This is a genomic window from Vibrio sp. EJY3 (assembly GCF_000241385.1).
GTDB classification, from domain to species: domain Bacteria; phylum Pseudomonadota; class Gammaproteobacteria; order Enterobacterales; family Vibrionaceae; genus Vibrio; species Vibrio natriegens.
Window position 1 is genome coordinate 564,489 of record NC_016613.1, and the last position, 25,671, is coordinate 590,159.

General features: G+C 46.7%; 18 protein-coding genes, 4 tRNA genes and 3 rRNA genes. 17 read left to right on the top strand and 8 right to left on the bottom strand.

Annotation, left to right across the window (positions count from 1 at the left end; all coding sequences use genetic code 11):
- Nucleotides 1-95 precede the first annotated feature (95 nt).
- Entirely contained in the window at nucleotides 96-824 is a 729-nt protein-coding gene (locus tag VEJY3_RS02555) for an outer membrane protein assembly factor BamD (protein ID WP_014230889.1), read from the bottom strand.
- A gap of 136 nt (nucleotides 825-960) precedes the next feature.
- Here VEJY3_RS02555 and rluD point away from each other — a divergent pair, with 136 nt between their 5' ends.
- The 3 genes from rluD to clpB all read left to right on the top strand — a co-directional run bounded on the left by rluD (nucleotide 961) and on the right by clpB (nucleotide 5,391).
- Nucleotides 961-1,938 carry a 23S rRNA pseudouridine(1911/1915/1917) synthase RluD gene (gene rluD, locus VEJY3_RS02560; protein ID WP_014230890.1) on the top strand — a complete coding sequence of 326 codons (978 nt, stop codon included), beginning with the start codon at nucleotides 961-963 and terminating at the stop codon, nucleotides 1,936-1,938.
- A 1-nt stretch (nucleotide 1,939) separates the two neighbouring features.
- Nucleotides 1,940-2,668 (top strand): peptidoglycan editing factor PgeF, encoded by a 729-nt coding sequence (pgeF, locus tag VEJY3_RS02565; protein WP_014230891.1) that lies wholly within the window; start codon nucleotides 1,940-1,942, stop codon nucleotides 2,666-2,668.
- Nucleotides 2,669-2,817: 149 nt separating this feature from the next.
- Nucleotides 2,818-5,391, top strand: a complete 2,574-nt coding sequence (clpB, locus tag VEJY3_RS02570) for an ATP-dependent chaperone ClpB (RefSeq protein ID WP_014230892.1) — start codon at nucleotides 2,818-2,820, stop codon at nucleotides 5,389-5,391.
- Nucleotides 5,392-5,554: 163 nt separating this feature from the next.
- On the opposite strand, the gene VEJY3_RS02575 is transcribed toward clpB, so the two are convergent.
- From VEJY3_RS02575 to VEJY3_RS02590, 4 genes are all read right to left on the bottom strand, one after another.
- Complete coding sequence (locus VEJY3_RS02575; protein WP_014230893.1) at nucleotides 5,555-6,481, bottom strand: isopenicillin N synthase family oxygenase; 927 nt, start codon at nucleotides 6,479-6,481, stop codon at nucleotides 5,555-5,557.
- 234 nt (nucleotides 6,482-6,715) lie between these two features.
- Entirely contained in the window at nucleotides 6,716-7,498 is a 783-nt protein-coding gene (locus VEJY3_RS02580) for an ABC transporter permease (RefSeq protein WP_014230894.1), read from the bottom strand.
- A 24-nt stretch (nucleotides 7,499-7,522) separates the two neighbouring features.
- Nucleotides 7,523-8,350, bottom strand: coding sequence for an ABC transporter ATP-binding protein (locus VEJY3_RS02585; protein ID WP_014230895.1), 828 nt, complete (start codon nucleotides 8,348-8,350; stop codon nucleotides 7,523-7,525).
- Nucleotides 8,350-9,351: an ABC transporter substrate-binding protein gene (locus VEJY3_RS02590; RefSeq protein WP_014230896.1), complete on the bottom strand. Its 1,002-nt coding sequence runs from the start codon at nucleotides 9,349-9,351 to the stop codon at nucleotides 8,350-8,352. Before VEJY3_RS02590 ends, VEJY3_RS02585 begins: the two co-directional genes overlap by 1 nt.
- Nucleotides 9,352-9,901: 550 nt before the next feature.
- Here VEJY3_RS02590 and VEJY3_RS02595 point away from each other — a divergent pair.
- From VEJY3_RS02595 to VEJY3_RS02645, 11 genes are all read left to right on the top strand, one after another.
- Complete coding sequence (locus VEJY3_RS02595) at nucleotides 9,902-11,263, top strand: amidohydrolase family protein (RefSeq protein ID WP_014230897.1); 1,362 nt, start codon at nucleotides 9,902-9,904, stop codon at nucleotides 11,261-11,263.
- A gap of 444 nt (nucleotides 11,264-11,707) precedes the next feature.
- A 16S ribosomal RNA gene (locus VEJY3_RS02600) occupies nucleotides 11,708-13,260 on the top strand.
- Nucleotides 13,261-13,357: 97 nt separating this feature from the next.
- Nucleotides 13,358-13,433: transfer RNA gene (locus tag VEJY3_RS02605), tRNA-Ala, on the top strand.
- Nucleotides 13,434-13,445: 12 nt separating this feature from the next.
- Nucleotides 13,446-13,521 (top strand) — tRNA-Glu (locus VEJY3_RS02610).
- A 302-nt stretch (nucleotides 13,522-13,823) separates the two neighbouring features.
- Nucleotides 13,824-16,714, top strand: a 23S ribosomal RNA gene (locus VEJY3_RS02615).
- 92 nt (nucleotides 16,715-16,806) lie between these two features.
- Nucleotides 16,807-16,922: ribosomal RNA gene (gene rrf, locus VEJY3_RS02620) — 5S ribosomal RNA — on the top strand.
- The 16S, 23S and 5S rRNA genes sit together here with 4 tRNA genes alongside, the layout of an rRNA operon.
- Before the next feature lie 41 nt (nucleotides 16,923-16,963).
- Nucleotides 16,964-17,040, top strand: a tRNA-Asp gene (locus tag VEJY3_RS02625).
- Between the two features lie 35 nt (nucleotides 17,041-17,075).
- Nucleotides 17,076-17,152: transfer RNA gene (locus VEJY3_RS02630), tRNA-Trp, on the top strand.
- 709 nt (nucleotides 17,153-17,861) lie between these two features.
- On the top strand, nucleotides 17,862-18,194 hold the full coding sequence (locus VEJY3_RS02635) for a DUF1904 domain-containing protein (RefSeq protein WP_014230898.1): 333 nt from the start codon (nucleotides 17,862-17,864) through the stop codon (nucleotides 18,192-18,194).
- A gap of 12 nt (nucleotides 18,195-18,206) precedes the next feature.
- Nucleotides 18,207-19,043 carry a penicillin-insensitive murein endopeptidase gene (mepA, locus tag VEJY3_RS02640; RefSeq protein ID WP_014230899.1) on the top strand — a complete coding sequence of 279 codons (837 nt, stop codon included), beginning with the start codon at nucleotides 18,207-18,209 and terminating at the stop codon, nucleotides 19,041-19,043.
- A 318-nt stretch (nucleotides 19,044-19,361) separates the two neighbouring features.
- Nucleotides 19,362-19,670 carry a hypothetical protein gene (locus tag VEJY3_RS02645; RefSeq protein WP_014230900.1) on the top strand — a complete coding sequence of 103 codons (309 nt, stop codon included), beginning with the start codon at nucleotides 19,362-19,364 and terminating at the stop codon, nucleotides 19,668-19,670.
- A 42-nt stretch (nucleotides 19,671-19,712) separates the two neighbouring features.
- On the opposite strand, the gene VEJY3_RS02650 is transcribed toward VEJY3_RS02645, so the two are convergent.
- The 3 genes from VEJY3_RS02650 to rdgC all read right to left on the bottom strand — a co-directional run bounded on the left by VEJY3_RS02650 (nucleotide 19,713) and on the right by rdgC (nucleotide 22,450).
- Nucleotides 19,713-19,967, bottom strand: a complete 255-nt coding sequence (locus VEJY3_RS02650) for a YfhL family 4Fe-4S dicluster ferredoxin (RefSeq protein ID WP_014230901.1) — start codon at nucleotides 19,965-19,967, stop codon at nucleotides 19,713-19,715.
- A gap of 2 nt (nucleotides 19,968-19,969) precedes the next feature.
- Entirely contained in the window at nucleotides 19,970-21,370 is a 1,401-nt protein-coding gene (gene yegQ / locus VEJY3_RS02655) for a tRNA 5-hydroxyuridine modification protein YegQ (RefSeq protein WP_014230902.1), read from the bottom strand.
- Nucleotides 21,371-21,535: 165 nt separating this feature from the next.
- Nucleotides 21,536-22,450 (bottom strand): recombination-associated protein RdgC, encoded by a 915-nt coding sequence (gene rdgC / locus VEJY3_RS02660; protein WP_014230903.1) that lies wholly within the window; start codon nucleotides 22,448-22,450, stop codon nucleotides 21,536-21,538.
- A 225-nt stretch (nucleotides 22,451-22,675) separates the two neighbouring features.
- Here rdgC and phoB point away from each other — a divergent pair, with 225 nt between their 5' ends.
- The 3 genes from phoB to VEJY3_RS02680 are packed head-to-tail and all read left to right on the top strand — an operon-like array spanning nucleotide 22,676 to nucleotide 25,669.
- The gene (gene phoB / locus VEJY3_RS02670; RefSeq protein ID WP_014230905.1) at nucleotides 22,676-23,365 is read left to right on the top strand and encodes a phosphate regulon transcriptional regulator PhoB; all 690 of its coding nucleotides are present in this window, start codon (nucleotides 22,676-22,678) and stop codon (nucleotides 23,363-23,365) included.
- Between the two features lie 40 nt (nucleotides 23,366-23,405).
- Complete coding sequence (gene phoR, locus VEJY3_RS02675) at nucleotides 23,406-24,704, top strand: phosphate regulon sensor histidine kinase PhoR (RefSeq protein ID WP_014230906.1); 1,299 nt, start codon at nucleotides 23,406-23,408, stop codon at nucleotides 24,702-24,704.
- On the top strand, nucleotides 24,704-25,669 hold the full coding sequence (locus tag VEJY3_RS02680; protein ID WP_014230907.1) for a PstS family phosphate ABC transporter substrate-binding protein: 966 nt from the start codon (nucleotides 24,704-24,706) through the stop codon (nucleotides 25,667-25,669). The genes phoR and VEJY3_RS02680 overlap by 1 nt, the downstream gene beginning before the upstream one ends.
- Nucleotides 25,670-25,671: the final 2 nt, after the last annotated feature.

The window sequence follows — 25,671 nt, forward strand, 5'->3', positions numbered from 1 at the left end:
TCAAAAAACCATCAAGTTAGGCGCGGGGAAGATGCTTTGATAGAAAAACGCCACAGTTGTTGAGACTGTGGCGAGGAGTTTTGCGGCAGTTTGGTTTAATCGACTGGATTAAGCTTAATCAACTCTTCCGTTCTGGCGATAGAGTCTTCCAGACCAAGCTGCTTGTAAGCTTCTAGCTGTATATCAAGCGACTTACGCGCCGCTTCTGTATCAGGGAAGGTCTTTTGCAGTTCTTGGCTGCGGTTGATCGCGGCAATCCACGCTTCACGGCGTAGGTAGAAATCTGCCGTTGCCAGATCATAATTGGCCAAACGGTTTTTCAAGGCGATCATGCGTTTTTGCGAATCTTCCGCATAATGGCTGTTTGGATAACGTTGCAGCAGCTTTTTGAAATCATCAAAGGCTTGTTTAACTGGCTCTGGATCTCGGTCGCTACGATCAACATTAAATAGATCGTGCATAAAGTTACGATCTTGCGCCATATGAGTTAGGCCGCGCATATACAACACCCAGTCCATTTTTTCGTGAGTTGGGTTTAGGCGCATAAAGCGTGAGATGGTTGCCAAACCAAGTGCTAGGTCGTCGTTTTTGTAGTACGCGTAAATGAGATCAAGTTGTACCTGCTCGGAGTACGCACCAAATGGGTAGCGTGAGTCTAATGCTTCCAGTTTTTCAATCGCAGTAAGCCAATTGCCGGTTTGAAGCGAGGTTTGTGCGTCTGCATACAGTTCCGAAGGTGGCACATCAGGAACGATTTCTTCTTTGCTTGCACATCCAAACAGAAGGGATACCGCTAAAAGGCCTGTTAAAGTCTGACGTTTCATATCAGGAGTCTGTTCCTTGAATCTAAATATTTCTTAAGCTGCCGTTACTTTCTTTCCAGTAACAGATACAATGACGTAATAGTCTATTTTTCCACAGTCGTGAGCATTAGTCTCACAGTTTTTAAAAAAGTTCGATATGGCTCAGCAGATAGTATTAACAAATACCGTAAAAGATAGTCAATTAGGTCAGCGTTTAGACCAAGCTATCGCAGAATTATTCGCGGACTTCTCTCGCTCTCGCCTGAAAGAATGGCTTCTTGAGGGGAAAGTTCAAGTGAATGGTGAAGTTGTCACCAAACCTCGCACCAAAGTCATGGGCGGCGAGGAAATTACATTGCAAGCCGAGCTGGAAGATGAAGAACGCTGGGAAGCGCAAGATATCCCGCTAGATATCGTCTACGAAGATGATGACATCATCGTAATCAATAAGCCTCGTGATTTTGTTGTACACCCAGGTGCAGGTACGCCTGATGGTACGGTGCTAAATGCATTACTACATCATTACCCGGATATTGCTGAAGTACCGCGTGCAGGTATTGTTCACCGTCTTGATAAAGACACGACCGGTTTGATGGTGGTAGCGAAAACGGTACCAGCGCAAACGCGTTTAGTTCGTGCACTGCAAAAGCGTAATATCACTCGTGAATACGAGGCGATTGCTATTGGCCGTATGACTGCGGGTGGTAAAGTCGATCAGCCGATTGGCCGTCACTCAACGAAGCGTACATTAATGGCTGTGGCTCCAATGGGTAAACCAGCGGTTACTCACTACCGTGTTGCAGAACACTTCCGTGAGCACACGCGCATTCGCCTGCGTCTTGAGACGGGTCGTACTCACCAGATTCGTGTTCATATGTCTTACCTGCAGCACCCATTGTTGGGCGATACGGCTTACGGTGGTCGCGCACGTATTCCTACTGGAGCATCGCAAGAGCTGACAGATATGATTCGTAGCTTTGATCGTCAAGCGCTTCACGCTGTGATGTTGCGTTTCGAGCACCCTATCACTGGTGAAGAGTTGGAGTTTCATGCTCCAGTGCCAGATGACATGGTGGCAATGACCGAAGCACTGCGTAAAGATACTGAAGAACACGGTTTACCGGACGAATTCTAATATGAAGATAATTGTTCCTAACTGGCCAGCGCCTAAAAATGTAAAAGCGTTTGCTTCCACGCGAGTGGGAGGCGTTTCGACGGGAGCCTATCAAGGGCTTAATCTTGGCGCTCACGTTGGGGACGATTTGTCATTAGTAGAACAAAACCGTGACTGGTTGATGAAGCAGGCCGAAATGCCAAGTGCGCCGGTTTGGTTGAATCAGACTCACTCTACCGTTGTCACTCAGGTTTCAGAGCCAACGTCTAAAGTGCTCGATGCCGATGGCGTGTTCACCAATTCTGGCTACGTTGTATGTTCTGCGATGACCGCAGATTGTCTGCCGGTGATTTTAACCAATAGCCAAGGCACACAAGTTGCGGCAGTCCATGCTGGCTGGCGAGGTTTAGCTAATGGCATTGTCGAAAATGCTTTAGAGATGTTTTCTGGAGAAGTGATGGCATGGCTTGGACCTGCTATCGGTCCAGAAGCATTTGAAGTCGGTGAAGATGTTCTGCAAGCGTTTGTTGATTTTGATCCTAAGGCTGAGCAAGCGTTTATTCCGCGAGACATTCAAGGCAAGTGGTTTGCTGATATGTCCAAGCTCGCAACGCAGCGTCTAAACAAAGCTGGAGTCTCCCAAGTGTTTGACTCGGGTTTGTGTACATACCAAAACGGTGATGATTTTTACTCTTATCGTCGTGACGGAGTGACCGGGCGCCAAGCGACCTTTATCTGGCTGGAAGATTAGGTTTTAACCAGTAATTGAAATGGGTGATGCATTCCCTGAGTTTGCATCACTGTTTATATTTATTTACATCCTCCCTTGAAATTCCCCTACTGAGTATCCATCTTTCTACTGTTATTAGTATTCTCTTATATGAGGTTAGGAAGGTCGATATGCGTCTTGATAGATTCACAAGTAAGTTTCAAATCGCTATCTCTGATGCTCAATCATTAGCGTTGGGGCGCGATCATCAATATATAGAGCCAGTTCACCTGATGGTGGCTTTGCTTGATCAAAATGGCAGTCCAATTCGTCCATTGCTGACAATGTTGGATGTGGACGTGACACATTTACGCTCTAAGTTGAGCGAAATCCTTGATCGATTACCAAAAGTCAGCGGCATTGGTGGTGATGTGCAGCTTTCGGGTGCAATGGGGACTTTGTTCAATCTTTGTGACAAAGTCGCTCAAAAACGCCAGGACTCGTATATTTCGTCTGAAATCTTCCTCCTAGCCGCCATTGAAGATAAAGGTCCGCTTGGTCAATTATTGAAAGAAGTCGGTTTAACCGAGCAGAAAGTAAGCCAGGCGATCGAAAAGATCAGAGGTGGTCAAAAGGTCGATGATCCGAATGCGGAAGAGCTTCGTCAGGCTTTGGAAAAGTTCACCATAGACCTTACCGAAAGAGCAGAGCAGGGTAAGTTGGATCCGGTGATTGGCCGTGATGATGAAATCCGTCGTACGATCCAAGTTCTGCAACGTCGCACCAAGAATAACCCGGTTATCATTGGTGAACCTGGTGTGGGTAAAACAGCGATCGTTGAAGGTCTGGCACAGCGCATTATTAACAATGAAGTGCCAGAAGGTTTACGTGGTCGTCGAGTGCTCGCGTTAGATATGGGCGCACTGGTTGCCGGTGCAAAATACCGAGGTGAGTTCGAAGAGCGCTTGAAATCAGTATTGAATGAGTTAGCCAAAGAAGAAGGCAACATCATTCTGTTTATTGATGAGCTGCATACCATGGTGGGCGCTGGTAAAGGTGAAGGGTCTATGGATGCGGGTAACATGCTGAAACCAGCATTGGCTCGCGGTGAACTTCACTGTGTTGGTGCGACAACATTGGACGAATACCGTAAGTACATTGAGAAAGACGCGGCATTAGAGCGTCGTTTCCAAAAAGTGCTGGTGGATGAGCCAACCGTTGAAGATACGGTCGCCATTTTACGTGGTTTGAAAGAGCGTTATGAGCTGCATCACCATGTAGAAATTACCGACCCGGCTATCGTTGCGGCAGCAAGTTTGTCACATCGATACGTTTCTGATCGTCAATTACCTGATAAGGCGATCGACTTAATCGATGAGGCGGCATCAAGCATTCGTCTGCAAATCGATTCGAAACCAGAGTCTTTGGATAAGCTTGAGCGTAAAATCATTCAGTTAAAAATTGAGCAGCAAGCGTTAAGTAACGAGCATGATGAAGCGAGTGAAAAGCGCCTGACGACTTTAAATGAAGAGTTGACTGAAAAAGAGCGCGAATATGCTGAGTTAGAAGAGGTATGGAATACAGAAAAAGCAGCACTATCGGGTACGCAACACATTAAATCCGAGCTTGAGCAAGCACGGATGGATATGGAGTTTGCTCGCCGTGCTGGTGATCTAAACCGTATGTCTGAGTTGCAATACGGTCGTATTCCTGAGCTGGAAAAACAGTTGGACTTGGCTGCACAAGCCGAAATGCAAGAGATGACGTTGTTGCGTAACAAAGTTACCGATAACGAAATCGCGGAAGTGCTGTCCAAACAAACGGGCATTCCGGTCTCGAAGATGCTCGAAGCAGAGAAAGAAAAACTGCTTCGCATGGAAGATGTATTGCATCAACGTGTTATTGGCCAGGTGGAAGCGGTTGAAGTGGTTGCGAATGCGATTCGCCGTAGCCGTGCCGGGTTGTCGGATCCAAACCGACCAATTGGCTCTTTCTTGTTCTTAGGTCCAACGGGTGTGGGTAAAACCGAGTTGTGTAAAACACTGGCAAACTTCATGTTTGATAGTGAAGACGCAATGGTGCGTATTGATATGTCTGAGTTTATGGAGAAACACTCTGTAGCGAGACTGGTTGGTGCGCCTCCGGGTTACGTTGGCTATGAAGAGGGCGGTTATCTGACAGAAGCGGTTCGTCGCAAACCTTATTCGGTCATTCTATTGGATGAGGTAGAAAAAGCGCACCCAGATGTGTTCAACATTCTGCTTCAAGTGCTGGATGACGGGCGTCTGACTGATGGCCAAGGTCGTACGGTTGATTTCCGTAACACTGTGGTGATCATGACTTCAAACTTAGGCTCTTCGAGAATTCAGGAAAACTTCGCAATACTGGATTATCAAGGCATTAAGAATGAAGTTATGGAAGTGGTCAGCAAACACTTCCGCCCTGAGTTCTTGAACCGTGTTGATGAAACCGTGGTATTCCATCCACTTGGTAAAGAGCACATTAAGTCGATTGCTTCCATTCAGTTGGAACGTCTGCATAAACGTCTGGCTGAGAAAGACTACGATCTGGAAGTCGGTGACGAGGCGTTAGAGTTGATCGCACAAGTCGGCTTTGACCCGGTGTATGGCGCACGTCCTTTGAAACGTGCAATTCAACAAAATGTTGAAAACCCACTAGCGAAATCGATTCTCTCTGGGCAGTTCTTGCCAGGAAAACCGATTGTGCTGGGTGTCAAAGACGGCAATATCATCGCCAACCAATAGTTTTTCACCAATAGAACGAAATAAAAGCCATGCACCTGCATGGCTTTTTCGTCTTCGGAGTATTGGAATAACAGGGCTTGAACTGTCATTCCAATTGCCGAACTCTTTAAGAGAAGTTCGCGTTAATGCGCATCTTCAAGTAGTCTTCAGCCGTCATCGGCTCCTAAACCTTCATTGGACCCTGAATGATTTGGTCTCGGTTTGCTTGGCAGAAAAACGCCATGCTATAACGAGAGTCTTGGTTCTCTTCTGCTGTTGGCATACGCACGCGGTGCAGGGTTGATTTCAACAAGTCATCACTCCAACGCATCAGCATGTCGCCAATGTTGCAAGTGATGACACCTGCTTTTGGTTCAACCGTGCTCCACACCAAATTGTCTTTGGCGTCTTTCCCGGCAGCAGCTTGCAAGCCTCCCTGATTCTCCTGCTGGAATACCATCGTCAAGCAATCGAAATCTGTATGTGCACCAGCGCGCCAGAATGTACCTGTTTCTGGTACTTCTTTCATCGGCAAGTAATGCAACATACGTAAGGTGCTCAAATAGTTTTCTGACTCTCTTTGGTGTGCTTTAGTAAAAAAGTCACGTTCAAACCCCAACTTATCGGCAAAGCAGGAAAGAATTTTCATCCCGAGCTGCCACGCCTGATGCTCGAATGACAACAGATGCGATTCAAACTCTTCCACTTGAGCATTGCTCGGCCATAAGTCATCCATATGAGGAAGAGTAATTTGATACGACTCTTTTTGATCCGCAGTGCCGGTGGATGGACGAACTTGTTGTTTAAACTCCCAGCCAGCGTTTAAGCCTTCTTTCAACGAAAAGTTTTGCTTTGTTTCCATTGGCAGGGCAAAGAATTGCTCACTGAGCTTAAAGGACTTTTCAATGTCCGCTAAGCTGATCCCGTGATCAGCCAGCTGGAAAAAACCGACTTGAGTGGCTGCCTCCCAGAGTTGTTCTGTGATCTCTTCGCGACGGTTTTCAAAATCGTGTAAGTTGATCAAAGGGATCGCGGTATCGTTTGATTCTAAACCTTGTCCACCAATGGTTGTTTCAAAGTTAAGTTCATCTAAAAGGTATGATTGAGTCATTGTTTTTCTCCAATTAACAATTAAATACGTGCTTGTTATTGGAGCAATGTCCAGCAATAGCTTGAGACTCTCAATGGCTCGCTATTACAGACCGCTTCTACTCCTAGTCATGTTAATCTCGATGAACTCAACCCCTAAGCAGGAGTGAGTTCACCTTGTTAAATTTCTTATTAAACGCCGTCTTGTTTCCTCGCCCGGTGATTGTGAAAGCCATTACGTTGTTATTTACGGTTTCTATCTTTGCTTTTCTTCTTCGGTCAGGCTCCATGAGAAGCAAGCTCGTTGCACCCAGCTAACGGCTTTAAACAGCAACATACTCACCAAAGACAAGAACACCAGTGCAGCAAAAGCTTGAGGGATCTTGAAATACGACGTAGAGAATTGAACCAGATAGCCTAATCCTTTTTCCGCAGCGACGAATTCAGCAATCACAGAACCAATCACGGCTAAAGTAATCGCGACCTTTACACCACTGAAGATATGTGGAATGGCGTAAGGAAGGCGAATTTGCCAAATTGTTTTACTGTTTTTTACGCTTAACGAGCGAGATAGCTCAATCAGCTCTGGTGGGGTTGCCAGCATTCCGGTTGTCGCGGATACCACAAGCGGGAAGAAGGTGATCAGGCAGGTAATGGTGAGACGCGGCGCATCACCGGTCCCCAAAATAACAATCAACAGTGGAGCAATCGCCACTACGGGTGTTGACTGGATAACAACTAGTATTGGAAACAGCGCTTTAGTGAGAAATTTAGAGTTCACCATCATGATGGCCAAAGGAATACTCACTAAAAATGAAATTCCAAAACCAAGCAGGGCGATGCGTAGTGTTGCCCATAAATTGTCTAACCACCTTTCCATCGGAACTTGGCTGAAAGCCAGTGCAATATCTGATGGCGCGGGGAGTATAAATGTTGGTACCGAGAAGATCCGGCACGTCGCTTCCCACATAGGAATGAGTGCTAGTATTGCGACGAGTGGAAGCCAGTTTTGTGACCATTGTGACAAATACTGTTTCATATCTATTCCTTTAGATAAATTCGATTACGCAACCGTTCTGCGTATTGGTTCAACGTTGTCTGTATCCTTGCTATCCGCCTCATTCTTTTTCTCTGAACGATAAAAGTATTCGCGAATTTTGTTGGTATAAGAGCCAAACGTTGGATCTTGCAGTGTGTGAATGTCACGTGGGCGAGGCAAGTCAATGTTGATTTCCTCTAACACCGTACTTGGTCGTGGGCCCATGACTAATACTTTATCGGCGAGTAGCACCGCTTCGGAGATCGAGTGAGTAATGAATAAGACGGTTTTCGGTTTCTCCATCCAAATTTTTTGCAACTCAAAGCCCATCTCTTCACGAGTCAATGCATCAAGGGCGGAGAACGGCTCATCCATGATCAAAATATCCGGATTAAGTAGCAAAGCTCTGGCAATCCCGACTCGTTGTTGCATCCCCCCTGAAAGCTGGTTTGGCATGCTGTTTTCAAAGCCAGCCAGACCAACCGTGTCTAAAAGAACTTCGGCATGCTGCTTTTCTTTTTGACTGACAAAGTTGAACTTGTGCTTGAGCGGAAATAACACATTGTCGAGAATGTTTTTCCAAGGCAATAGCGTTGGTTTTTGAAATACGATACCGATATCTTCTCTTGGCTCAGTCACTGGCTGACCAAAAACGGAAATCTCACCTTGGGTTGGCAATATCAGGCCTGACAGCAGGCGCAGCAAGGTAGACTTGCCGCAACCTGAAGGACCAACGATGGCAACAAATTCATGCTTATTAACATTGAAGTTGACATCGTTGAGAACCGTAACCGAATGTTTGTCAGAGTGATAGGTATGCCCTATGTTCTTGAACGAAACAAATGGCTGCATTAGTTCACCTCTTGGAAAAATTGACGAGCAACGGTGCTTTCAGGGTCTAACTTACCAATATCAAGGCCTTGAGCTTCCGCTGTCCACGCCCATGTTTCACTCAGGCGAGCTGGAGTAAATACACCCACGCCATCTTTTTCCGAAACTTCGTTCATCACTAAACCACGAATGGATTTAATCGTATCGGTCGCTTGGGCAGCATCGACATCTGGAACGATTTTGTTGACGGCAGCGCCACTTTGCTCTGGATTTGCCCAGGTGTATTCAACGGCTTTCGCGTAAGCTTTTACGAATCGCTTCACTACGTCAGGACTTTGAGACATGAACTTATCGCTGGCGATAATAGATGATGAATAGAACTCAAGACCGGCGTCATACCAAGGCAGTACATTCAGCTTTTTACCCGCTTGTTCTGCCTGCTCCGTATTTTTCACTCGATCTGTCATCCAGGAAATCATCACATCAGACTGCCCCGTAATCAGCATTGGATTGAGTGCGCCTGGATCTGCTTTGAGGACTTTTACACTGTTTTCATCGATGCCATTTTTCTTAAGCATGATTGGCAGGAAAACGTTCGCAGAAGTGAAGGGAGAGGTGACGATGGTTTTGCCTGCGACATCTTTAACCGACTCAACACCAGAATCATCCAGTGCGTAGAAAGCATAAGGTGCTTTATTGAAAATTGAGTAAATGGCTTTTACCGGCACATTATCATTCGCTTTTGCAACCATCAGAGCAACAATATCAGCCGAGCCAATGTCGGCGGTACCCGTCGCTACTTTGGTGATTGCATCTGTAGAACCTTTACCACCAAGAATGGTGACATCCAGATCCTCTGCTGCAAAAAATCCTTGTTCAACCCCAACGAATACTGGTGCTTTGTCTCCCCCAGGTAACCAGTCGAGCTGGAAAGTTACTTTATCTGCTGCAAGGCTACTTCCTGAAGCGCATAGCAAAGATAACGAAAGGGCAAGTTTGTTGAATTTTGAAATAGTTTTCATAGTTACTCCGTGTCTTCCTTTTCACTTCCCTAAAGATGCGACCGTATTGTTGGTTACACAGCTTTAGGTTAACTATGAGCAATGTCCCGACACCTTATGTTTAGGTATCTAACCGCTTCTACTCACGCTTTCAATTAACATTTAGCAAACACTGTGCCATTCATTGATAACCTGTAGTCTCATATGATGTAACCTGTAAGTAACGAATGATTAACCTTGAGTTTGAGGGAGAAATTACAAAATCAGTGTTGTATACAATAAATGCTAATTTGAGGGGATGATATGGACTATGTTGCACTAAAGATGTGCATTTTGGCCTCAAAAAAAATATTTTGGTGCATTTGAACGGTGCTAAACATTGAGGATTACATATTCTGAATATGGTTCAGTTATTGCATTGTATACAGAGTGGGGGGAGTGAGTTCTCATACCCTCATTATTAGTTGAGTAGAAGCGGTTAAGAGTTGAATCTCTGGGACATTGCTCAAAGGTTAATCCATTCTAGTTGTTTGAACTTAGATACCGATTGTTCATTAAAAAGGATCTTTATATGAACTACTTAATTAAAAATGCCAATAGTGTGTTTTCTCCTCAACAAAGTGTAAAAGACATTCGAATTCAGAATGGTGTCATTACTGAGCTGGGACAGAACTTACTTCCTAATGAAAGCGAAAAATTGGTCGATGCGACAAATTGTGTTGTTTACCCGGGAATGGTTAATACGCATCACCATATCGCTCAATCCATATTAAAAGGGATCCCGGCAGGCATGAATCATGGCTTAGGTGATTGGCTAGCGAGCGTTCCATATCGCTATTGGCCTCAAATTACACCGGAGATCATGTATTCCGCTGCTAAGTTGGGTTTCTATGAGTTACTTCGCTCTGGTGCGACGACCTGTGCTGACCACCACTATCTTTATCATGCGAGCTCCAGCCAAGAGTTAGAAGATGTTCTTTGGCAGGCTGCTGACGAAATGGGAATACGCTTGGTCTTATGTCGGGGAGGGGCAACAGTTAAAGGCACGCACAAAGGGTTAGCGAAAGCTGGTGTTGTTCCAGAATCTGCAGAGCAAATGATTTCACGTTTAGAGCATACTCGTAGTCGTTACCATCAAGAAGGTGGATCTGCGATGCGTAAGCTGGTCGTTGCACCAACCACAATCGCTCATTCTGCAACGCCTAGCGATCTCAAATTAATGGCTGAGTATGCCAGAAGTCAAAAATTGAGAATGCACTCCCATCTTCTAGAAGTGGACTTTGATAATGAGCAAGCATTCGCTAAGTACGGAATGAGTGCGGTTGAGTTTGCACAGAGCTGTGACTGGCTGGGTGATGATGTATGGTTTGCTCATTTGGTCCAAGCGAGTGAGGCTGATATTCAGCGGTTAGCGGAGACGAAAACGGGAATCGCTCATTGCCCAACATCTAACTGCCGTCTGGGGAGTGGCATCGCACCAGTCATTGATATGGCCAAAGCGGGCATGCCTATTTCACTGGGAGTCGATGGCTCCGCGTCTGCTGAATCAGGATCGATGCTGCAAGAGCTCAACCTGACTTGGTTAATACACAGAGCACAAAATGGGCCTGATGCGACAACATTGGAACAAGTCCTGGAATGGGGCAGTAAAGGAGGAGCTGATATCTTAGGTCTTACCAATGTGGGGGAAATAAAAGAAGGTTACGCGGCAGACCTCGTCCTTTATGATCTCAATCAGCCTCGTTTGTCAGGCTGTCACTCTTCACTAATGGCTCCAATTATGTGTGGTGAACCTGCGTCGGTTAAAGTGAGCTTTGTCAATGGGCGCATTGTCTATCAGCAAGAGCAAGATGCGCAGTACGGCTATTTAGTCGAAGAAGTAAGAAATTCGATCGCTGAACTCAATCAACGAGTGGCGAAATTAGAGTCATAAGCCCATTAATCGGCTATACAATCCTCAAATTGATGCTTATTTAAACGTTCAGTCTAAAAATGTCTTTTTTAGGCTGAATTCCCCTTGCCAAGTTAAATTTTCTCCCTATAATTCGCCTCCGTTGTCTAGCAAAGCAATGCGAGATAACAAGACGGTTGAGTTAAAAAATAACTCACAGAGAAATAACTGAAAAAAGTGTTTGACACCAAAAGTTATCTCGCTAAAATGGCCGTCCGATTTGAGCAAGCCTCAGTCGAAACGCTCTTTAAAAATAAGAACCTATCAATCTGTGTGGGCACTCGTTGATGATAATCCAATTAGATACCTCGGTATCAAATTAGGTTTCAATGATACGAAGTGACCATTGAATCTTCGGATTCAGCACAGTCAATTCAAACATTACTTTATGTAATGTTCAGTATTCATTGAGCCGAACAAAATCTTAAATTGAAGAGTTTGATCATGGCTCAGATTGAACGCTGGCGGCAGGCCTAACACATGCAAGTCGAGCGGAAACGAGTTAACTGAACCTTCGGGGAACGTTAACGGCGTCGAGCGGCGGACGGGTGAGTAATGCCTAGGAAATTGCCCTGATGTGGGGGATAACCATTGGAAACGATGGCTAATACCGCATGATGCCTACGGGCCAAAGAGGGGGACCTTCGGGCCTCTCGCGTCAGGATATGCCTAGGTGGGATTAGCTAGTTGGTGAGGTAAGGGCTCACCAAGGCGACGATCCCTAGCTGGTCTGAGAGGATGATCAGCCACACTGGAACTGAGACACGGTCCAGACTCCTACGGGAGGCAGCAGTGGGGAATATTGCACAATGGGCGCAAGCCTGATGCAGCCATGCCGCGTGTGTGAAGAAGGCCTTCGGGTTGTAAAGCACTTTCAGTCGTGAGGAAGGTTTATGCGTTAATAGCGTATAGATTTGACGTTAGCGACAGAAGAAGCACCGGCTAACTCCGTGCCAGCAGCCGCGGTAATACGGAGGGTGCGAGCGTTAATCGGAATTACTGGGCGTAAAGCGCATGCAGGTGGTTTGTTAAGTCAGATGTGAAAGCCCGGGGCTCAACCTCGGAATAGCATTTGAAACTGGCAGACTAGAGTACTGTAGAGGGGGGTAGAATTTCAGGTGTAGCGGTGAAATGCGTAGAGATCTGAAGGAATACCGGTGGCGAAGGCGGCCCCCTGGACAGATACTGACACTCAGATGCGAAAGCGTGGGGAGCAAACAGGATTAGATACCCTGGTAGTCCACGCCGTAAACGATGTCTACTTGGAGGTTGTGGCCTTGAGCCGTGGCTTTCGGAGCTAACGCGTTAAGTAGACCGCCTGGGGAGTACGGTCGCAAGATTAAAACTCAAATGAATTGACGGGGGCCCGCACAAGCGGTGGAGCATGTGGTTTAATTCGATGCAACGCGAAGAACCTTACCTACTCTTGACATCCAGAGAACTTTCCAGAGATGGATTGGTGCCTTCGGGAACTCTGAGACAGGTGCTGCATGGCTGTCGTCAGCTCGTGTTGTGAAATGTTGGGTTAAGTCCCGCAACGAGCGCAACCCTTATCCTTGTTTGCCAGCGAGTAATGTCGGGAACTCCAGGGAGACTGCCGGTGATAAACCGGAGGAAGGTGGGGACGACGTCAAGTCATCATGGCCCTTACGAGTAGGGCTACACACGTGCTACAATGGCGCATACAGAGGGCGGCCAACTTGCGAAAGTGAGCGAATCCCAAAAAGTGCGTCGTAGTCCGGATTGGAGTCTGCAACTCGACTCCATGAAGTCGGAATCGCTAGTAATCGTGGATCAGAATGCCACGGTGAATACGTTCCCGGGCCTTGTACACACCGCCCGTCACACCATGGGAGTGGGCTGCAAAAGAAGTAGGTAGTTTAACCTTCGGGGGGACGCTTACCACTTTGTGGTTCATGACTGGGGTGAAGTCGTAACAAGGTAGCGCTAGGGGAACCTGGCGCTGGATCACCTCCTTATACGATGATTATTCACGATGAGTGTCCACACAGATTGATATGGTTTTAATTCAGAGCAAAAAATTGGTTCTGCATAAAATGCAAAGCAATTTTATGTGGGGCTATAGCTCAGCTGGGAGAGCGCTTCGCTGGCAGCGAAGAGGTCATCGGTTCGATCCCGATTAGCTCCACCACTGACTTTCTGTGTCCCGTTCGTCTAGAGGCCTAGGACACCGCCCTTTCACGGCGGTAACAGGGGTTCGACTCCCCTACGGGATACCATCTTTAAGCGCATTAGTGATAGTGCTTTTAAAAATGGTTTTCATCAGAAAATCTAGCTCTTTAACAATTTGGAAAGCTGACAAAGTAATCTTTAAGATTACTTGTAAAGTTCTCAAAGTATTCCTAATGGAATACAACTAAAAACACATTCAAGTGTTCTTGGCTTTTTGTTTTCACTTTTTATAAAAAAGTAAAATAAAAAGATATTTGAGTCCGGCAAAATCGAATGTCTCTCGCTCATTCAAATAATGAGAGACAACTTTGGTTGTTTAACATCAATTCGAAACTCCTTCGGGTTGTATGGTTAAGTGACTAAGCGTACACGGTGGATGCCTTGGCAGTCAGAGGCGATGAAGGACGTATTAACTTGCGATAAGCCCAGATTAGGCAGTAAAAGCCACTTGAGTCTGGGATTTCCGAATGGGGAAACCCACTTACATAAGTAAGTATCCTGTTGTGAATACATAGCAACAGGAGGCGAACCGGGGGAACTGAAACATCTAAGTACCCCGAGGAAAAGAAATCAACCGAGATTCCGAAAGTAGCGGCGAGCGAAATTGGACTAGCCCTTAAGCTTTACACACGTTAGACGAACGGCCTGGAAAGGCCGACGATACAGGGTGATAGTCCCGTAGTTGACGATGTGTGTTCAGTGAAATCGAGTAGGGCGGGACACGTGATATCCTGTCTGAATATGGGGGGACCATCCTCCAAGGCTAAATACTACTGACTGACCGATAGTGAACCAGTACCGTGAGGGAAAGGCGAAAAGAACCCCTGTGAGGGGAGTGAAATAGAACCTGAAACCGTGTACGTACAAGCAGTAGGAGCAGGCTTTGTCCTGTGACTGCGTACCTTTTGTATAATGGGTCAGCGACTTATATTCAGTGGCAAGGTTAACCATCTAGGGGAGCCGTAGGGAAACCGAGTCTTAACTGGGCGTTCAGTCTCTGGATATAGACCCGAAACCAGGTGATCTAGCCATGGGCAGGTTGAAGGTTGAGTAACATCAACTGGAGGACCGAACCGACTAATGTTGAAAAATTAGCGGATGACTTGTGGCTAGGGGTGAAAGGCCAATCAAACCTGGAGATAGCTGGTTCTCCCCGAAAGCTATTTAGGTAGCGCCTCGGACGAATACTACTGGGGGTAGAGCACTGTTAAGGCTAGGGGGTCATCCCGACTTACCAACCCTTTGCAAACTCCGAATACCAGTAAGTACTATCCGGGAGACACACGGCGGGTGCTAACGTCCGTCGTGGAGAGGGAAACAACCCAGACCGCCAGCTAAGGTCCCAAATTACTACTAAGTGGGAAACGATGTGGGAAGGCTCAGACAGCCAGGATGTTGGCTTAGAAGCAGCCATCATTTAAAGAAAGCGTAATAGCTCACTGGTCGAGTCGGCCTGCGCGGAAGATGTAACGGGGCTAAGTAGTAAACCGAAGCTGCGGCAATGCACTTTTGTGCATTGGGTAGGGGAGCGTTCTGTAAGCGGTTGAAGGTGTGTGGTAACGCATGCTGGACGTATCAGAAGTGCGAATGCTGACATGAGTAACGATAAAGGGGGTGAAAAACCTCCTCGCCGGAAGACCAAGGGTTCCTGTCCAACGTTAATCGGGGCAGGGTAAGTCGACCCCTAAGGCGAGGCCGAAAGGCGTAGTCGATGGGAAACGGGTTAATATTCCCGTACTTCTTACAATTGCGATGGGGGGACGGAGAAGGCTAGGTGGGCCTGGCGACGGTTGTCCAGGTTCAAGTGCGTAGGCTTGAGAGTTAGGTAAATCCGGCTCTCTTTAAGGCTGAGACACGACGTCGAGCTACTACGGTAGTGAAGTCATTGATGCCATGCTTCCAGGAAAAGCCTCTAAGCTTCAGATTGTAAGGAATCGTACCCCAAACCGACACAGGTGGTCGGGTAGAGAATACCAAGGCGCTTGAGAGAACTCGGGTGAAGGAACTAGGCAAAATGGTACCGTAACTTCGGGAGAAGGTACGCTCTCGACGGTGAAGTCCCTTGCGGATGGAGCTATTGAGAGTCGCAGATACCAGGTGGCTGCAACTGTTTATTAAAAACACAGCACTGTGCAAAATCGTAAGATGACGTATACGGTGTGACGCCTGCCCGGTGCCGGAAGGTTAATTGATGGGGTTAGACTTCGGTCGAAGCTCTTGATCGAAGCCCCGGTAAACGGCGGCCGTAACTATAACGGTCCTAAGGTAGCGAAATTCCTTGTCGGGTAAGTTCCGACCTGCACGAATGGCGTAATGATGGCCACGCTGTCTCCACCCGAGACTCAGTGAAATTGAAATCGCTGTGAAGATGCAGTGTACCCGCGGCTAGACGGAAAGACCCCGTGAACCTTTACTACAGCTTGGCACTGAACATTGACCCTACATGTGTAGGATAGGTGGGAGGCTTTGAAACAGGTACGCCAGTATCTGTGGAGCCGTCCTTGAAATACCACCCTTGTAGTGTTGATGTTCTAACGTTGACCCCTTATCGGGGTTGCGGACAGTGCCTGGTGGGTAGTTTGACTGGGGCGGTCTCCTCCCAAAGCGTAACGGAGGAGCACGAAGGTGGGCTAATCACGGTTGGACATCGTGAGGTTAGTGCAATGGCATAAGCCCGCTTGACTGCGAGAATGACAATTCGAGCAGGTGCGAAAGCAGGTCATAGTGATCCGGTGGTTCTGAATGGAAGGGCCATCGCTCAACGGATAAAAGGTACTCCGGGGATAACAGGCTGATACCGCCCAAGAGTTCATATCGACGGCGGTGTTTGGCACCTCGATGTCGGCTCATCACATCCTGGGGCTGAAGTCGGTCCCAAGGGTATGGCTGTTCGCCATTTAAAGTGGTACGCGAGCTGGGTTTAGAACGTCGTGAGACAGTTCGGTCCCTATCTGCCGTGGGCGTTGGAGAATTGAAAGGGGCTGCTCCTAGTACGAGAGGACCGGAGTGGACGAACCTCTGGTGTTCGGGTTGTGTCGCCAGACGCATTGCCCGGTAGCTAAGTTCGGGATCGATAACCGCTGAAAGCATCTAAGCGGGAAGCGAGCCTTGAGATGAGTTCTCCCTGATACTTTAAGTATCCTAAAGGGTTGTCGTAGACTACGACGTTGATAGGCAGGGTGTGTAAGCGTTGTGAGGCGTTGAGCTAACCTGTACTAATTGCCCGTGAGGCTTAACCATACAACACCCAAGGGGTTTTGATGGACTCAATGTAAGAACATTGAATGTGTAATAACGAGAATTAAAAACAGCTTTCCAGATTAAAGAATTTGCTTGGCGACCATAGCGTTTTGGACCCACCTGATTCCATTCCGAACTCAGAAGTGAAACGAAATAGCGCCGATGGTAGTGTGGGGTTTCCCCATGTGAGAGTAGGACATCGCCAGGCTTTAAATTTTGGACACTTGCGATAGCGAGTGATACCACTGCGGAGTGGTAGTTCAGTTGGTTAGAATACCGGCCTGTCACGCCGGGGGTCGCGGGTTCGAGTCCCGTCCACTCCGCCACTTATTTGAGAGTCGTCTCATTAAACACGAACTGCAGGGGTGTAGCTCCAATTGGCAGAGCAGCGGATTCCAAATCCGCGTGTTGGGAGTTCGAATCTCTCCACCCCTGCCATTATTAAGAAGCCTCGTTCGAAAGAACGGGGCTTTTTTGCATCTGTAGTTTGGAGATTGTAGAGTCGCTCCAATTGGCAGAGCAACGGATTCCGCTAATACCAAAAGATCAGCGCGTGTTGGGAGCTTGGAGGCAAGTCCCATCGAATCTCTCCCCCCCTGCCATTATTAAGAATCCTCAGACTAGGCGCTCCCGTCGAAAGAACGGGGCTTTTTTGCATCTGTAGTTTGGAGATCGTAGAGTCGCTCTAATTGGCAGAGCAGCGGATTCCGCTAATACCAAAAGATCAGCGCGTGTTGGGAGCTTGGAGGCAAGTCCCATCGAATCTCCCTCACTGCCATTATTAAGAGCCTCTGGCTGGGCATCCCCGACGAAAGTCTGGGGCTTTTTTACGTTTGTAGGTTGGGGGTTGTAGAGTCACTTAGGGGGATGTCGAATATAGCTATTGTCAGAGCACTATTTCCCGACTAGCTGAACCAGATATTACCGATCGTGTCCTAGCGGTTTAATCTCAACCTTTCTTCTTTTTGTTCTTCGCCATACTATCGATACCGCGGTGGTTTCATTTCCCCTTTACCTAAATAGTTCTAAACTTAGTCTATTCTTTGCTCTACTTGGAGCTTGAATGAGACCATAGTGTGTGCCGGGTGATAAAAAACGGACTTCTTGTTATGATCACGGCTTAATTCTAATAATGGAAAGTACGTTTATGCCACATTTTCGATTTCGTGCTGTAGAGCCTCAAACGGTTCAGGCTCTATCAAAACCACTCACTGATGAACTGCAACCTCTGATGGAATGTCCACGTGAGGACTTTACTTTTGAATACATCTATACGACGTTTTTTAGTGAGGGAGAAGTTAGCGCGGCATACCCTTTTGTAGAAGTGCTTTGGTTTGATCGTGGCCAGAATGTTCAGGATAAAGTTGCTAAAACCATTACTCAGCAAGTCAGAGGTATCGTGGGTGAAGATATTGATGTCGCAGTGATCTTCACAGCACTCTCTCCTAAGGCTTACTATGATAATGGTGAGCACTATTAAGGAGTGAGTTTCATGAAGCTGAGAGTTTTTTCCTGTTTGAGTTTGATTTTCTCAGCATCACTATATGCAACTCCGTGGGAGCGGGTGTCGACTCCCACGCATAATTCCTCTTCTGCTATAGGCAGCTATGCTAATGGCTGTTTGGATGGTGCCTATCCCTTACCTCTAGAGGGAACCGGGTATCAAGTCCTGCGCAGTAGAACGAACCGCTACTATGGTCATCCTAACACGATCTCATTTATTGAAAGCCTTGCCTTGAAAGCGAATAAAGAGTTAAGCACTAATTTGTTGATCGGTGATTTATCGTTACCTCGAGGAGGGCGCTTCTCTTCTGGTCACTCTAGCCATCAAACTGGTTTAGATATTGATATATGGCTTCGTTTAGCCGACCAGCCGCTTTCTTATAATGAATTACAACTTCCCAAGCCAATGAGTGTGGTAGACCTTCAAGGGTACTCGATACTTGATCATCGCTGGGATGAACGACATTTTGAACTTATTCGTTATGCGGCTCAGAGTAAAGGCGTTGCGCGTATCTTTGTACACCCTGTCATTAAAGAGCAACTATGTTCGCAGGAAGAGGGTAAAGATCGCTCTTGGCTGCGCAAGGTTCGCCCTTGGTGGGGGCACCACTATCACTTTCATGTCAGATTATCTTGCCCGGACTCCAGTCGAAACTGCGTTGACCAAGCTCCTCCGCCAGCTGGCGATGGTTGTGGCTATGAGTTAGCGAGCTGGAAACCTAAAGCGGTAGTGCCTGCAAAACCTTCGGCTAAAAATGTGGTGGTAAAGCCAAAACGTGAGAAAGTGATTCCATCGCAATGTCAGCCACTTATTCGCACTAATTAAAAGACTGTTTAGCTTCTTATGACCTTGAGCGAATCTCCGTTATGAAACTGGAGAAACATCATACTTTTGTCTACAGTGAATAATACGAATACAAAAATTAACCTAATTAGTTTGGGTGGCATGTTATAGGAATCTCAAATAAACAAAGGGTTATGGCTTTTACTAGTACCTCTGTTTTTTTAAGTTCTTTTGTCGCGATACTCTGATTTCTGTTCAATATGTCTGTCGCTGGTAAAACGAAAAATAGCAACGCAGACAATTGTATTGAGGTGGGCCTAGTGGTGTTACCCACCAATAGAGTTAATCAAGGATAAAACCATGACTATGATTTGTGCAAAAGAGTTTGCAGAGTGGTTAAGACACAGATTTAGCAGTGAGACCAAGGGAGTCTTCTTGACTCGAGAGGATTTGAATCACCTGACAGGGCGTCAGCGTCTTGATCCGGGGTTTGTTAATGATGTGCATTACGAACTGATGCAATACGGGATGGCTTTCGTTACCGATACGAGCCGAGAGAATTTCTATTTAGTTCCGGTATCTCAAGCGGAAAACTGGCGTGAGAGGCTAGAGTATCATTTTGAGAAAGAGTTATTCTGCAATATCTATCCCATAGAAAAATCGGGCTAAAATTAAGGTTCAACTTTGAGAGCAAAGTTGAACCTTATTGATTTATGCCAACCCTTGGATAATCACGAACTTCTCTAGCAATTGCTCTTCTGTTTCAACGTGATTCGGATCGGTGATAATGCATTTTGTTATAGGACAAACGGACTGACACGTCGGCTTATCATAATGACCCTTACACTCAGTGCATAAATCCGGGTCGATTTCGAAGATGCTGTCTCCCATGCTGATCGCGCCGTTTGGGCATTCTGGATCACACATGTCACAGTTAATGCATTTATCTGTAATGAGTAATGCCATGATTACTTACCAGTTGGGTTACGGGTATCCTGACCAGAGTTTAGGTTACGCATTAACAGGCCGTATTCTAAGTCCATATCTTCTGGTACTGGGATAAATACAAAGTGGCCGTTACCTTTTGCGTCTTCGATTGATTGTGACTTACGGTTTTCCATTGCTTCCAGAGTGAAAACAACGTTACCTTTTGGCGTCATTAGCTCAAGGCTATCACCAACAAGGAACTTGTTCTTCACTTCTACTTCAGCCATGTCGCCACGACGCTTACCTGTAAACTCACCAACGAACTGCTGAGCATCAGACACTGAGTAGCCGTAGTCGTAGTTTTGGTATGTGTCATGAGTATGACGGCGAAGGAAGCCTTCTGTGTAGCCGCGGTGAGCCAGGCTTTCTAGCGTGCCCATTAGGCTTTCATCGAATGGTTTGCCTGCAACAGCATCATCAATGGCTTTGCGGTAAACCTGAGCGGTACGAGCGCAGTAGTAGAACGATTTAGTACGGCCTTCAATCTTAAGAGAATGAACTCCCATCTTAGTCAGACGCTCAACGTGCTGGATGGCACGAAGGTCTTTAGAGTTCATTATGTAAGTGCCGTGCTCGTCTTCGTAAGCGGCCATTTTTTCTTCTGGGCGGTGAGCTTCAGAAAGAAGAACCACTTCGTCAGTTGGTTTACCACGACCGATCGTGGTTTCAGGGCGTTCGTCTTGAACTTCTACAGGCTGTGCTTCAGACGGATCAAATTTCTCAACGATATCGCCAGTGTCGTTTTCTTTGCCTTCTTCAACTTTGTACTCCCAACGACATGCATTAGTGCAAGTGCCTTGGTTCGGGTCACGTTTGTTGATGTAACCAGAAAGTAGACAACGGCCAGAGTAAGCCATACATAGCGCGCCGTGCACGAATACTTCGAGTTCAGTTTCAGGGCAGTGCTCACGAATTTCTTCGATTTCTTCCAGAGAAAGCTCACGAGATACAATTACGCGCTCTACGCCGTTTGCTGCCCAAAACTTAACCGTTGCCCAGTTAACTGCGTTAGCCTGAACTGAAAGGTGAATTGGCATTTCTGGGAAAGCTTCACGAACCATCATAATTAGACCAGGATCAGACATGATGAGTGCATCTGGGCCCATTTCTACGACTGGTTTTAGATCGCGAATGAAAGTTTTTAGCTTCGAGTTGTGCGGCTGAATGTTACATACCACGTAAAGCTTTTTGCCTAGGGCATGCGCTTCATCAATACCGATTTTTAGGTTGTCGTGGTTAAACTCGTTATTACGTACACGAAGGCTGTAGCGAGGTTGGCCAGCGTATACAGCATCAGCGCCATAGGCGAACGCGTAACGCATGTTTTTAAGGCTGCCCGCAGGAGACAGTAGCTCGGGTACGAATGCTTTCTCAGTTGTCATTGCTCAATTCTCTTATATCTGATCACAAGTCAGGCCAATTCCACCTTATGGAAATGGGGCGCAAATTTTACGTCAAAATGTGAACTGTGACTAGGGGAATTGTGCTTTTGGTGAACAAACGCCCCATAAAAAGTAGGGGCGTAGCGAGTGAAAAGTAGGGTTATTTTAGGCGTTCGGGTTTGGTAGCCCGCCTAATGCGTCATACAGACTTGGTAGGAACGCACTGAATTCACCGCACATCAGTGAAAAGTCGGCATCGAATCGAGCGGCTTGATCTTCACGTGGGATGTCATCATTTTGGTCTTTCAACTCATCAGAGAACTTCAGACGTTTGATGCCCGAATCTTCTGCCATGATGAATTCGATTCGATCTTGCCAGTTAAGTGCAAGCTTAGTAACAACTTTGTCTGCTGCGATGTGATTACGGATTTCATCCGTGGTTAGCTCTTGTTTCTTACAACGGATCACGCCGCCTTCTTCTAATACGGATTTTAGTTCAGCCTCGTCCATCATAGTGATGCCTTGTGGCGTATCACCGGTTTTCACCCATTCAGTCAATGTTGTTTCAATTGCTACTTCTGGAATAGCAGGAACAACTGGCAAGCTGCCCATGGTTTTACGTAGCAGTGCAAGAACATCCTCTGCTTTCTTGTAGCTACTTGCATCGACCAGAATAAAGCCTTCTTTAGGCATTATTAACACATAGGTATGGCTGCTGCGGCTGAATGCACGAGGCAGCAAATCCATCACGATGTCATCTTTGAGGTTGTCTTTCTCTTTTTTCTTTAGCGGGCGACCTTCTTGCGCTTCCATCGCCTCTACTTTCGCATTTAGAGAATCTTTGATCACGGATGCTGGCAGCATCTTTTCTTCTTTCTTGGCGCAAATCAGAATGCGGTTTTCTGATACGTGAGTCATCATGTCGCCATGTCTACCCATTGCGCTGACCCAGCCAAACTTCTGCTTATCCTGGCTGCCACAAGGGGTGAATTGAAACTCAGCAAGTTGAGTTTCTAGTTGATCTGCATTGAAGTTAATCTCGCGGTTAACGCGGTATACCAGACAGTTTTTAAACCACATAAATCTTCTCTAGGCTTGATGACAAGGGACTAATCATAGGGAATTTTTTTGCTGATGTCTTAATAGAAATGAAAAATATCAGGATGAACCCCAAAAGAAAGTTATATGAAAATTTGTTTTCAAAGGTCACAAAAGTGTCATAATTGGTAGTGATAATGCTTATGCATCGAGGGGCGCTTTGTCTCTTAAAATTCATTAGCTCAACAAACATAAGGTTATTCAATTATGTCTAGAAGGATTCTGGTTGTTGAAGACGAAGCTCCGATTCGTGAAATGCTCTGCTTCGTACTTGAACAGAAAGGTTACCAAGCGGTGGAAGCAGAAGATTACGACACTGCAGTAACCAAACTGGCTGAACCCTTCCCTGATTTAGTTTTACTGGATTGGATGCTACCAGGCGGTAGCGGTATTAACTTTATCAAGCACATGAAACGTGAAGAGCTGACGCGCAATATTCCTGTAGTCATGCTGACGGCGCGTGGCGAAGAAGAAGACAAGGTTCGTGGTTTAGAAGTGGGCGCAGATGATTACATCACTAAGCCTTTCTCGCCCAAAGAGCTGGTCGCTCGTTTGAAAGCTGTCATCCGCCGTGTCACTCCCACTGCACTAGAAGACGTAATTGACGTACAAGGCTTGAAGCTTGATCCTGTATCACACCGTGTGACTGCTAATGACGGTGCTGTTGATATGGGTCCGACTGAATTCAAAATGTTGCACTTCTTCATGACACACCAAGAGCGTGTTTACAGTCGTGAGCAGTTACTGAACAACGTATGGGGCACTAACGTGTATGTTGAAGATCGTACGGTTGACGTGCACATCCGTCGTCTACGTAAAGCTTTAGAAGCCGCAGGCCATGATAAATTGATTCAAACGGTTCGTGGTGCGGGTTACCGTTTCTCGACTAAGGCATAAGTTGGTAGTCAGCTGAACGGTCCCATTTTTGGAGTAATGAGTGGTTGAAAGATTAACGTGGAAAAAGCTGGCCTGGGAGCTGGCTTTTTTTTACACCCCCTGGGTGATAGTAGGTTGGATATTCGGTTATATGCCGTGGTTGCTATTAGCAGCGACGGCGTTGCAGCTTGTGTGGCATTTACATAATCAAGTTCGGTTGTCCTCTTGGTTATGGGACGAAAAGCGTCTTACGCCTCCTTCTGGTAGTGGCAATTGGGAGTCGCTCTTTAATGGCTTATACCGTTTGCAACAACGTCAACGCCGTAAGCGCAAAGAGCTAACTAACCTCATTCGTCGTTTTAGAAATGGTGCAGAATCACTGCCGGATGCTGTGGTGGTATTCCGTGCGGAAGGCAATATTGTCTGGTGTAACAAACTTGCACAGCACCTCTTGGGTTTTCACTGGCCAGAAGACTCCGGTCAACCGATTTCAAACCTGATTCGCACGCCCGACTTCATTAAGTACCTCAATAAACAAGATTTCTCTGATCCTCTAGAAATGCGTTCACCTATCAATGTGGAGCGTATGTTAGAGCTGCGTATCGTACCTTACACTGAAGGCGAGCACCTGATGGTTGTGCGTGACGTCAGTCAGTTAAAACAACTGGAAGGCATGCGCCGCAACTTTTTTGCCAATGTTTCTCATGAACTGCGCACGCCAATGACGGTTCTGCAAGGTTATCTGGAGATGACGGAAGATCCAGATATGATCGTAGGTCCAATGTGGACCAAAGCTCACGGTGTTATGACCGAACAGCTTAACCGCATGAACGCATTGGTTAATCAATTACTAACGTTATCGAAAATCGAAGCAGCACCGATGCATGAACTCGAAGATATCGTCAATGTTCCTGCAATGCTCGAAGTACTGGAAAAAGAAGCGGCAAGCCTGAGTGGCGACGATCATCATAAACTGAAGTTCGATGTAGACGAAAGCCTGCGCGTATTCGGGGATGACGACCAGCTTCGTAGTGCTATTTCTAACCTAGTGTATAACGCCGTGAAATATACCCCGCCAGGCGCCAATATTAATGTGCGTTGGTATCAGAATGCTCAAGGAGCCTGTCTGGAAGTGGAAGACAGTGGTGATGGTATCGAGCCTCAACACTTACACCGACTGACGGAACGTTTTTATCGGGTAGACAAGGCTCGATCGCGTGATACGGGTGGTAGTGGTCTGGGCTTGGCGATTGTGAAGCACGCTCTCAGCCATCATGACTCTCATTTAGAAATCCAGAGTGAGGTCGGCGTAGGGAGTAAATTCTCGTTTGTACTTCCTGGCCGTTTGGTGGCGAAGTAATGGTATACCGAGTGAGTAAATCAGTACTTGTAGCGCTAATTGCATTGATGAGCTCAGGTGCGTCTTTAGCAAAAGATAAGCCGTTGCCTAGTTACCAGAAAACAACGGGTATTGTCGGCAATTTGCTGTCTGTTGGATCCGATACGTTAGCGGGCATGACGACGCTATGGGTCGAAGAGTTCAAGTCCATTTATCCAAACATTAATGCCCAGGTTCAAGCTTCAGGATCGTCAACTGCGCCCCCCGCATTAGCAGAACAAACCGCTCAGTTCGGACCGATGAGTCGTCCCATGCGCTTAAGAGAAATCGAAGCGTTTGAAAGTGGGCACGGTTACAAGCCGACGGCTTTGCGTGTTGCGATTGACGCTATTGGTATCTTTGTCCATCAGGATAACCCAATATCGGGGCTGAACTTTAAGCAGCTGGATGCGATGTTTTCAGCAACGTTGCGTTGTGGTGAAAGCCAATTCATCACTAACTGGCAACAACTCGGAGTACAGGCCGAATGGGCCAAGCGTAATGTGCAATTATTTGGTCGTAACTCGGTGTCGGGTACTTATGGCTACTTTAAAAGTAACGCCTTGTGTGGTGGTGATTTTAAAACCCGTGTTAATGAGCAGCCAGGCTCTGCTTCTGTAGTGCAGTCTGTGGCATCCACAATAAGTGGTGTCGGTTATTCTGGTGTTGGCTACCGTGTATCGGGAGTACGCCTGATACCTATCGCTAAAACGGGCACAGACTACATCAGTCCAACTCGGGATAACATCGTGACGGGTAAGTACCCACTTTCGCGCTTTCTCTATGTCTACGTAAACAAGCATCCGGATTTCCCGCTCTCACCTATCGAAGCAGAATTCATCCGGTTTATCTTCTCTGCTCAAGGGCAGGCGTTAGTTGAGAAAGATGGTTACGTGCCAATCACGGCTGATTTTGCAAAAGAAGAGTTAAAAAAAGTCGGCTTATAAGC

What these genes read in the sequence shown, in the direction of transcription:
- clpB (WP_014230892.1), top strand. Translation starts at nt 2,818, where the DNA reads ATGCGTCTTGATAGATTCACAAGTAAGTTTCAAATCGCTATCTCTGAT.
- VEJY3_RS02680 (WP_014230907.1), top strand. Translation starts at nt 24,704, where the DNA reads ATGGTATACCGAGTGAGTAAATCAGTACTTGTAGCGCTAATTGCATTG.
- VEJY3_RS02580 (WP_014230894.1), bottom strand. Translation starts at nt 7,498, where the DNA reads ATGAAACAGTATTTGTCACAATGGTCACAAAACTGGCTTCCACTCGTC.
- phoB (WP_014230905.1), top strand. Translation starts at nt 22,676, where the DNA reads ATGTCTAGAAGGATTCTGGTTGTTGAAGACGAAGCTCCGATTCGTGAA.
- pgeF (WP_014230891.1), top strand. Translation starts at nt 1,940, where the DNA reads ATGAAGATAATTGTTCCTAACTGGCCAGCGCCTAAAAATGTAAAAGCG.
- VEJY3_RS02650 (WP_014230901.1), bottom strand. Translation starts at nt 19,967, where the DNA reads ATGGCATTACTCATTACAGATAAATGCATTAACTGTGACATGTGTGAT.
- rdgC (WP_014230903.1), bottom strand. Translation starts at nt 22,450, where the DNA reads ATGTGGTTTAAAAACTGTCTGGTATACCGCGTTAACCGCGAGATTAAC.
- rluD (WP_014230890.1), top strand. Translation starts at nt 961, where the DNA reads ATGGCTCAGCAGATAGTATTAACAAATACCGTAAAAGATAGTCAATTA.
- VEJY3_RS02590 (WP_014230896.1), bottom strand. Translation starts at nt 9,351, where the DNA reads ATGAAAACTATTTCAAAATTCAACAAACTTGCCCTTTCGTTATCTTTG.
- VEJY3_RS02585 (WP_014230895.1), bottom strand. Translation starts at nt 8,350, where the DNA reads ATGCAGCCATTTGTTTCGTTCAAGAACATAGGGCATACCTATCACTCT.
- mepA (WP_014230899.1), top strand. Translation starts at nt 18,207, where the DNA reads ATGAAGCTGAGAGTTTTTTCCTGTTTGAGTTTGATTTTCTCAGCATCA.
- VEJY3_RS02575 (WP_014230893.1), bottom strand. Translation starts at nt 6,481, where the DNA reads ATGACTCAATCATACCTTTTAGATGAACTTAACTTTGAAACAACCATT.
- VEJY3_RS02555 (WP_014230889.1), bottom strand. Translation starts at nt 824, where the DNA reads ATGAAACGTCAGACTTTAACAGGCCTTTTAGCGGTATCCCTTCTGTTT.
- yegQ (WP_014230902.1), bottom strand. Translation starts at nt 21,370, where the DNA reads ATGACAACTGAGAAAGCATTCGTACCCGAGCTACTGTCTCCTGCGGGC.
- VEJY3_RS02645 (WP_014230900.1), top strand. Translation starts at nt 19,362, where the DNA reads ATGACTATGATTTGTGCAAAAGAGTTTGCAGAGTGGTTAAGACACAGA.
- VEJY3_RS02595 (WP_014230897.1), top strand. Translation starts at nt 9,902, where the DNA reads ATGAACTACTTAATTAAAAATGCCAATAGTGTGTTTTCTCCTCAACAA.
- VEJY3_RS02635 (WP_014230898.1), top strand. Translation starts at nt 17,862, where the DNA reads ATGCCACATTTTCGATTTCGTGCTGTAGAGCCTCAAACGGTTCAGGCT.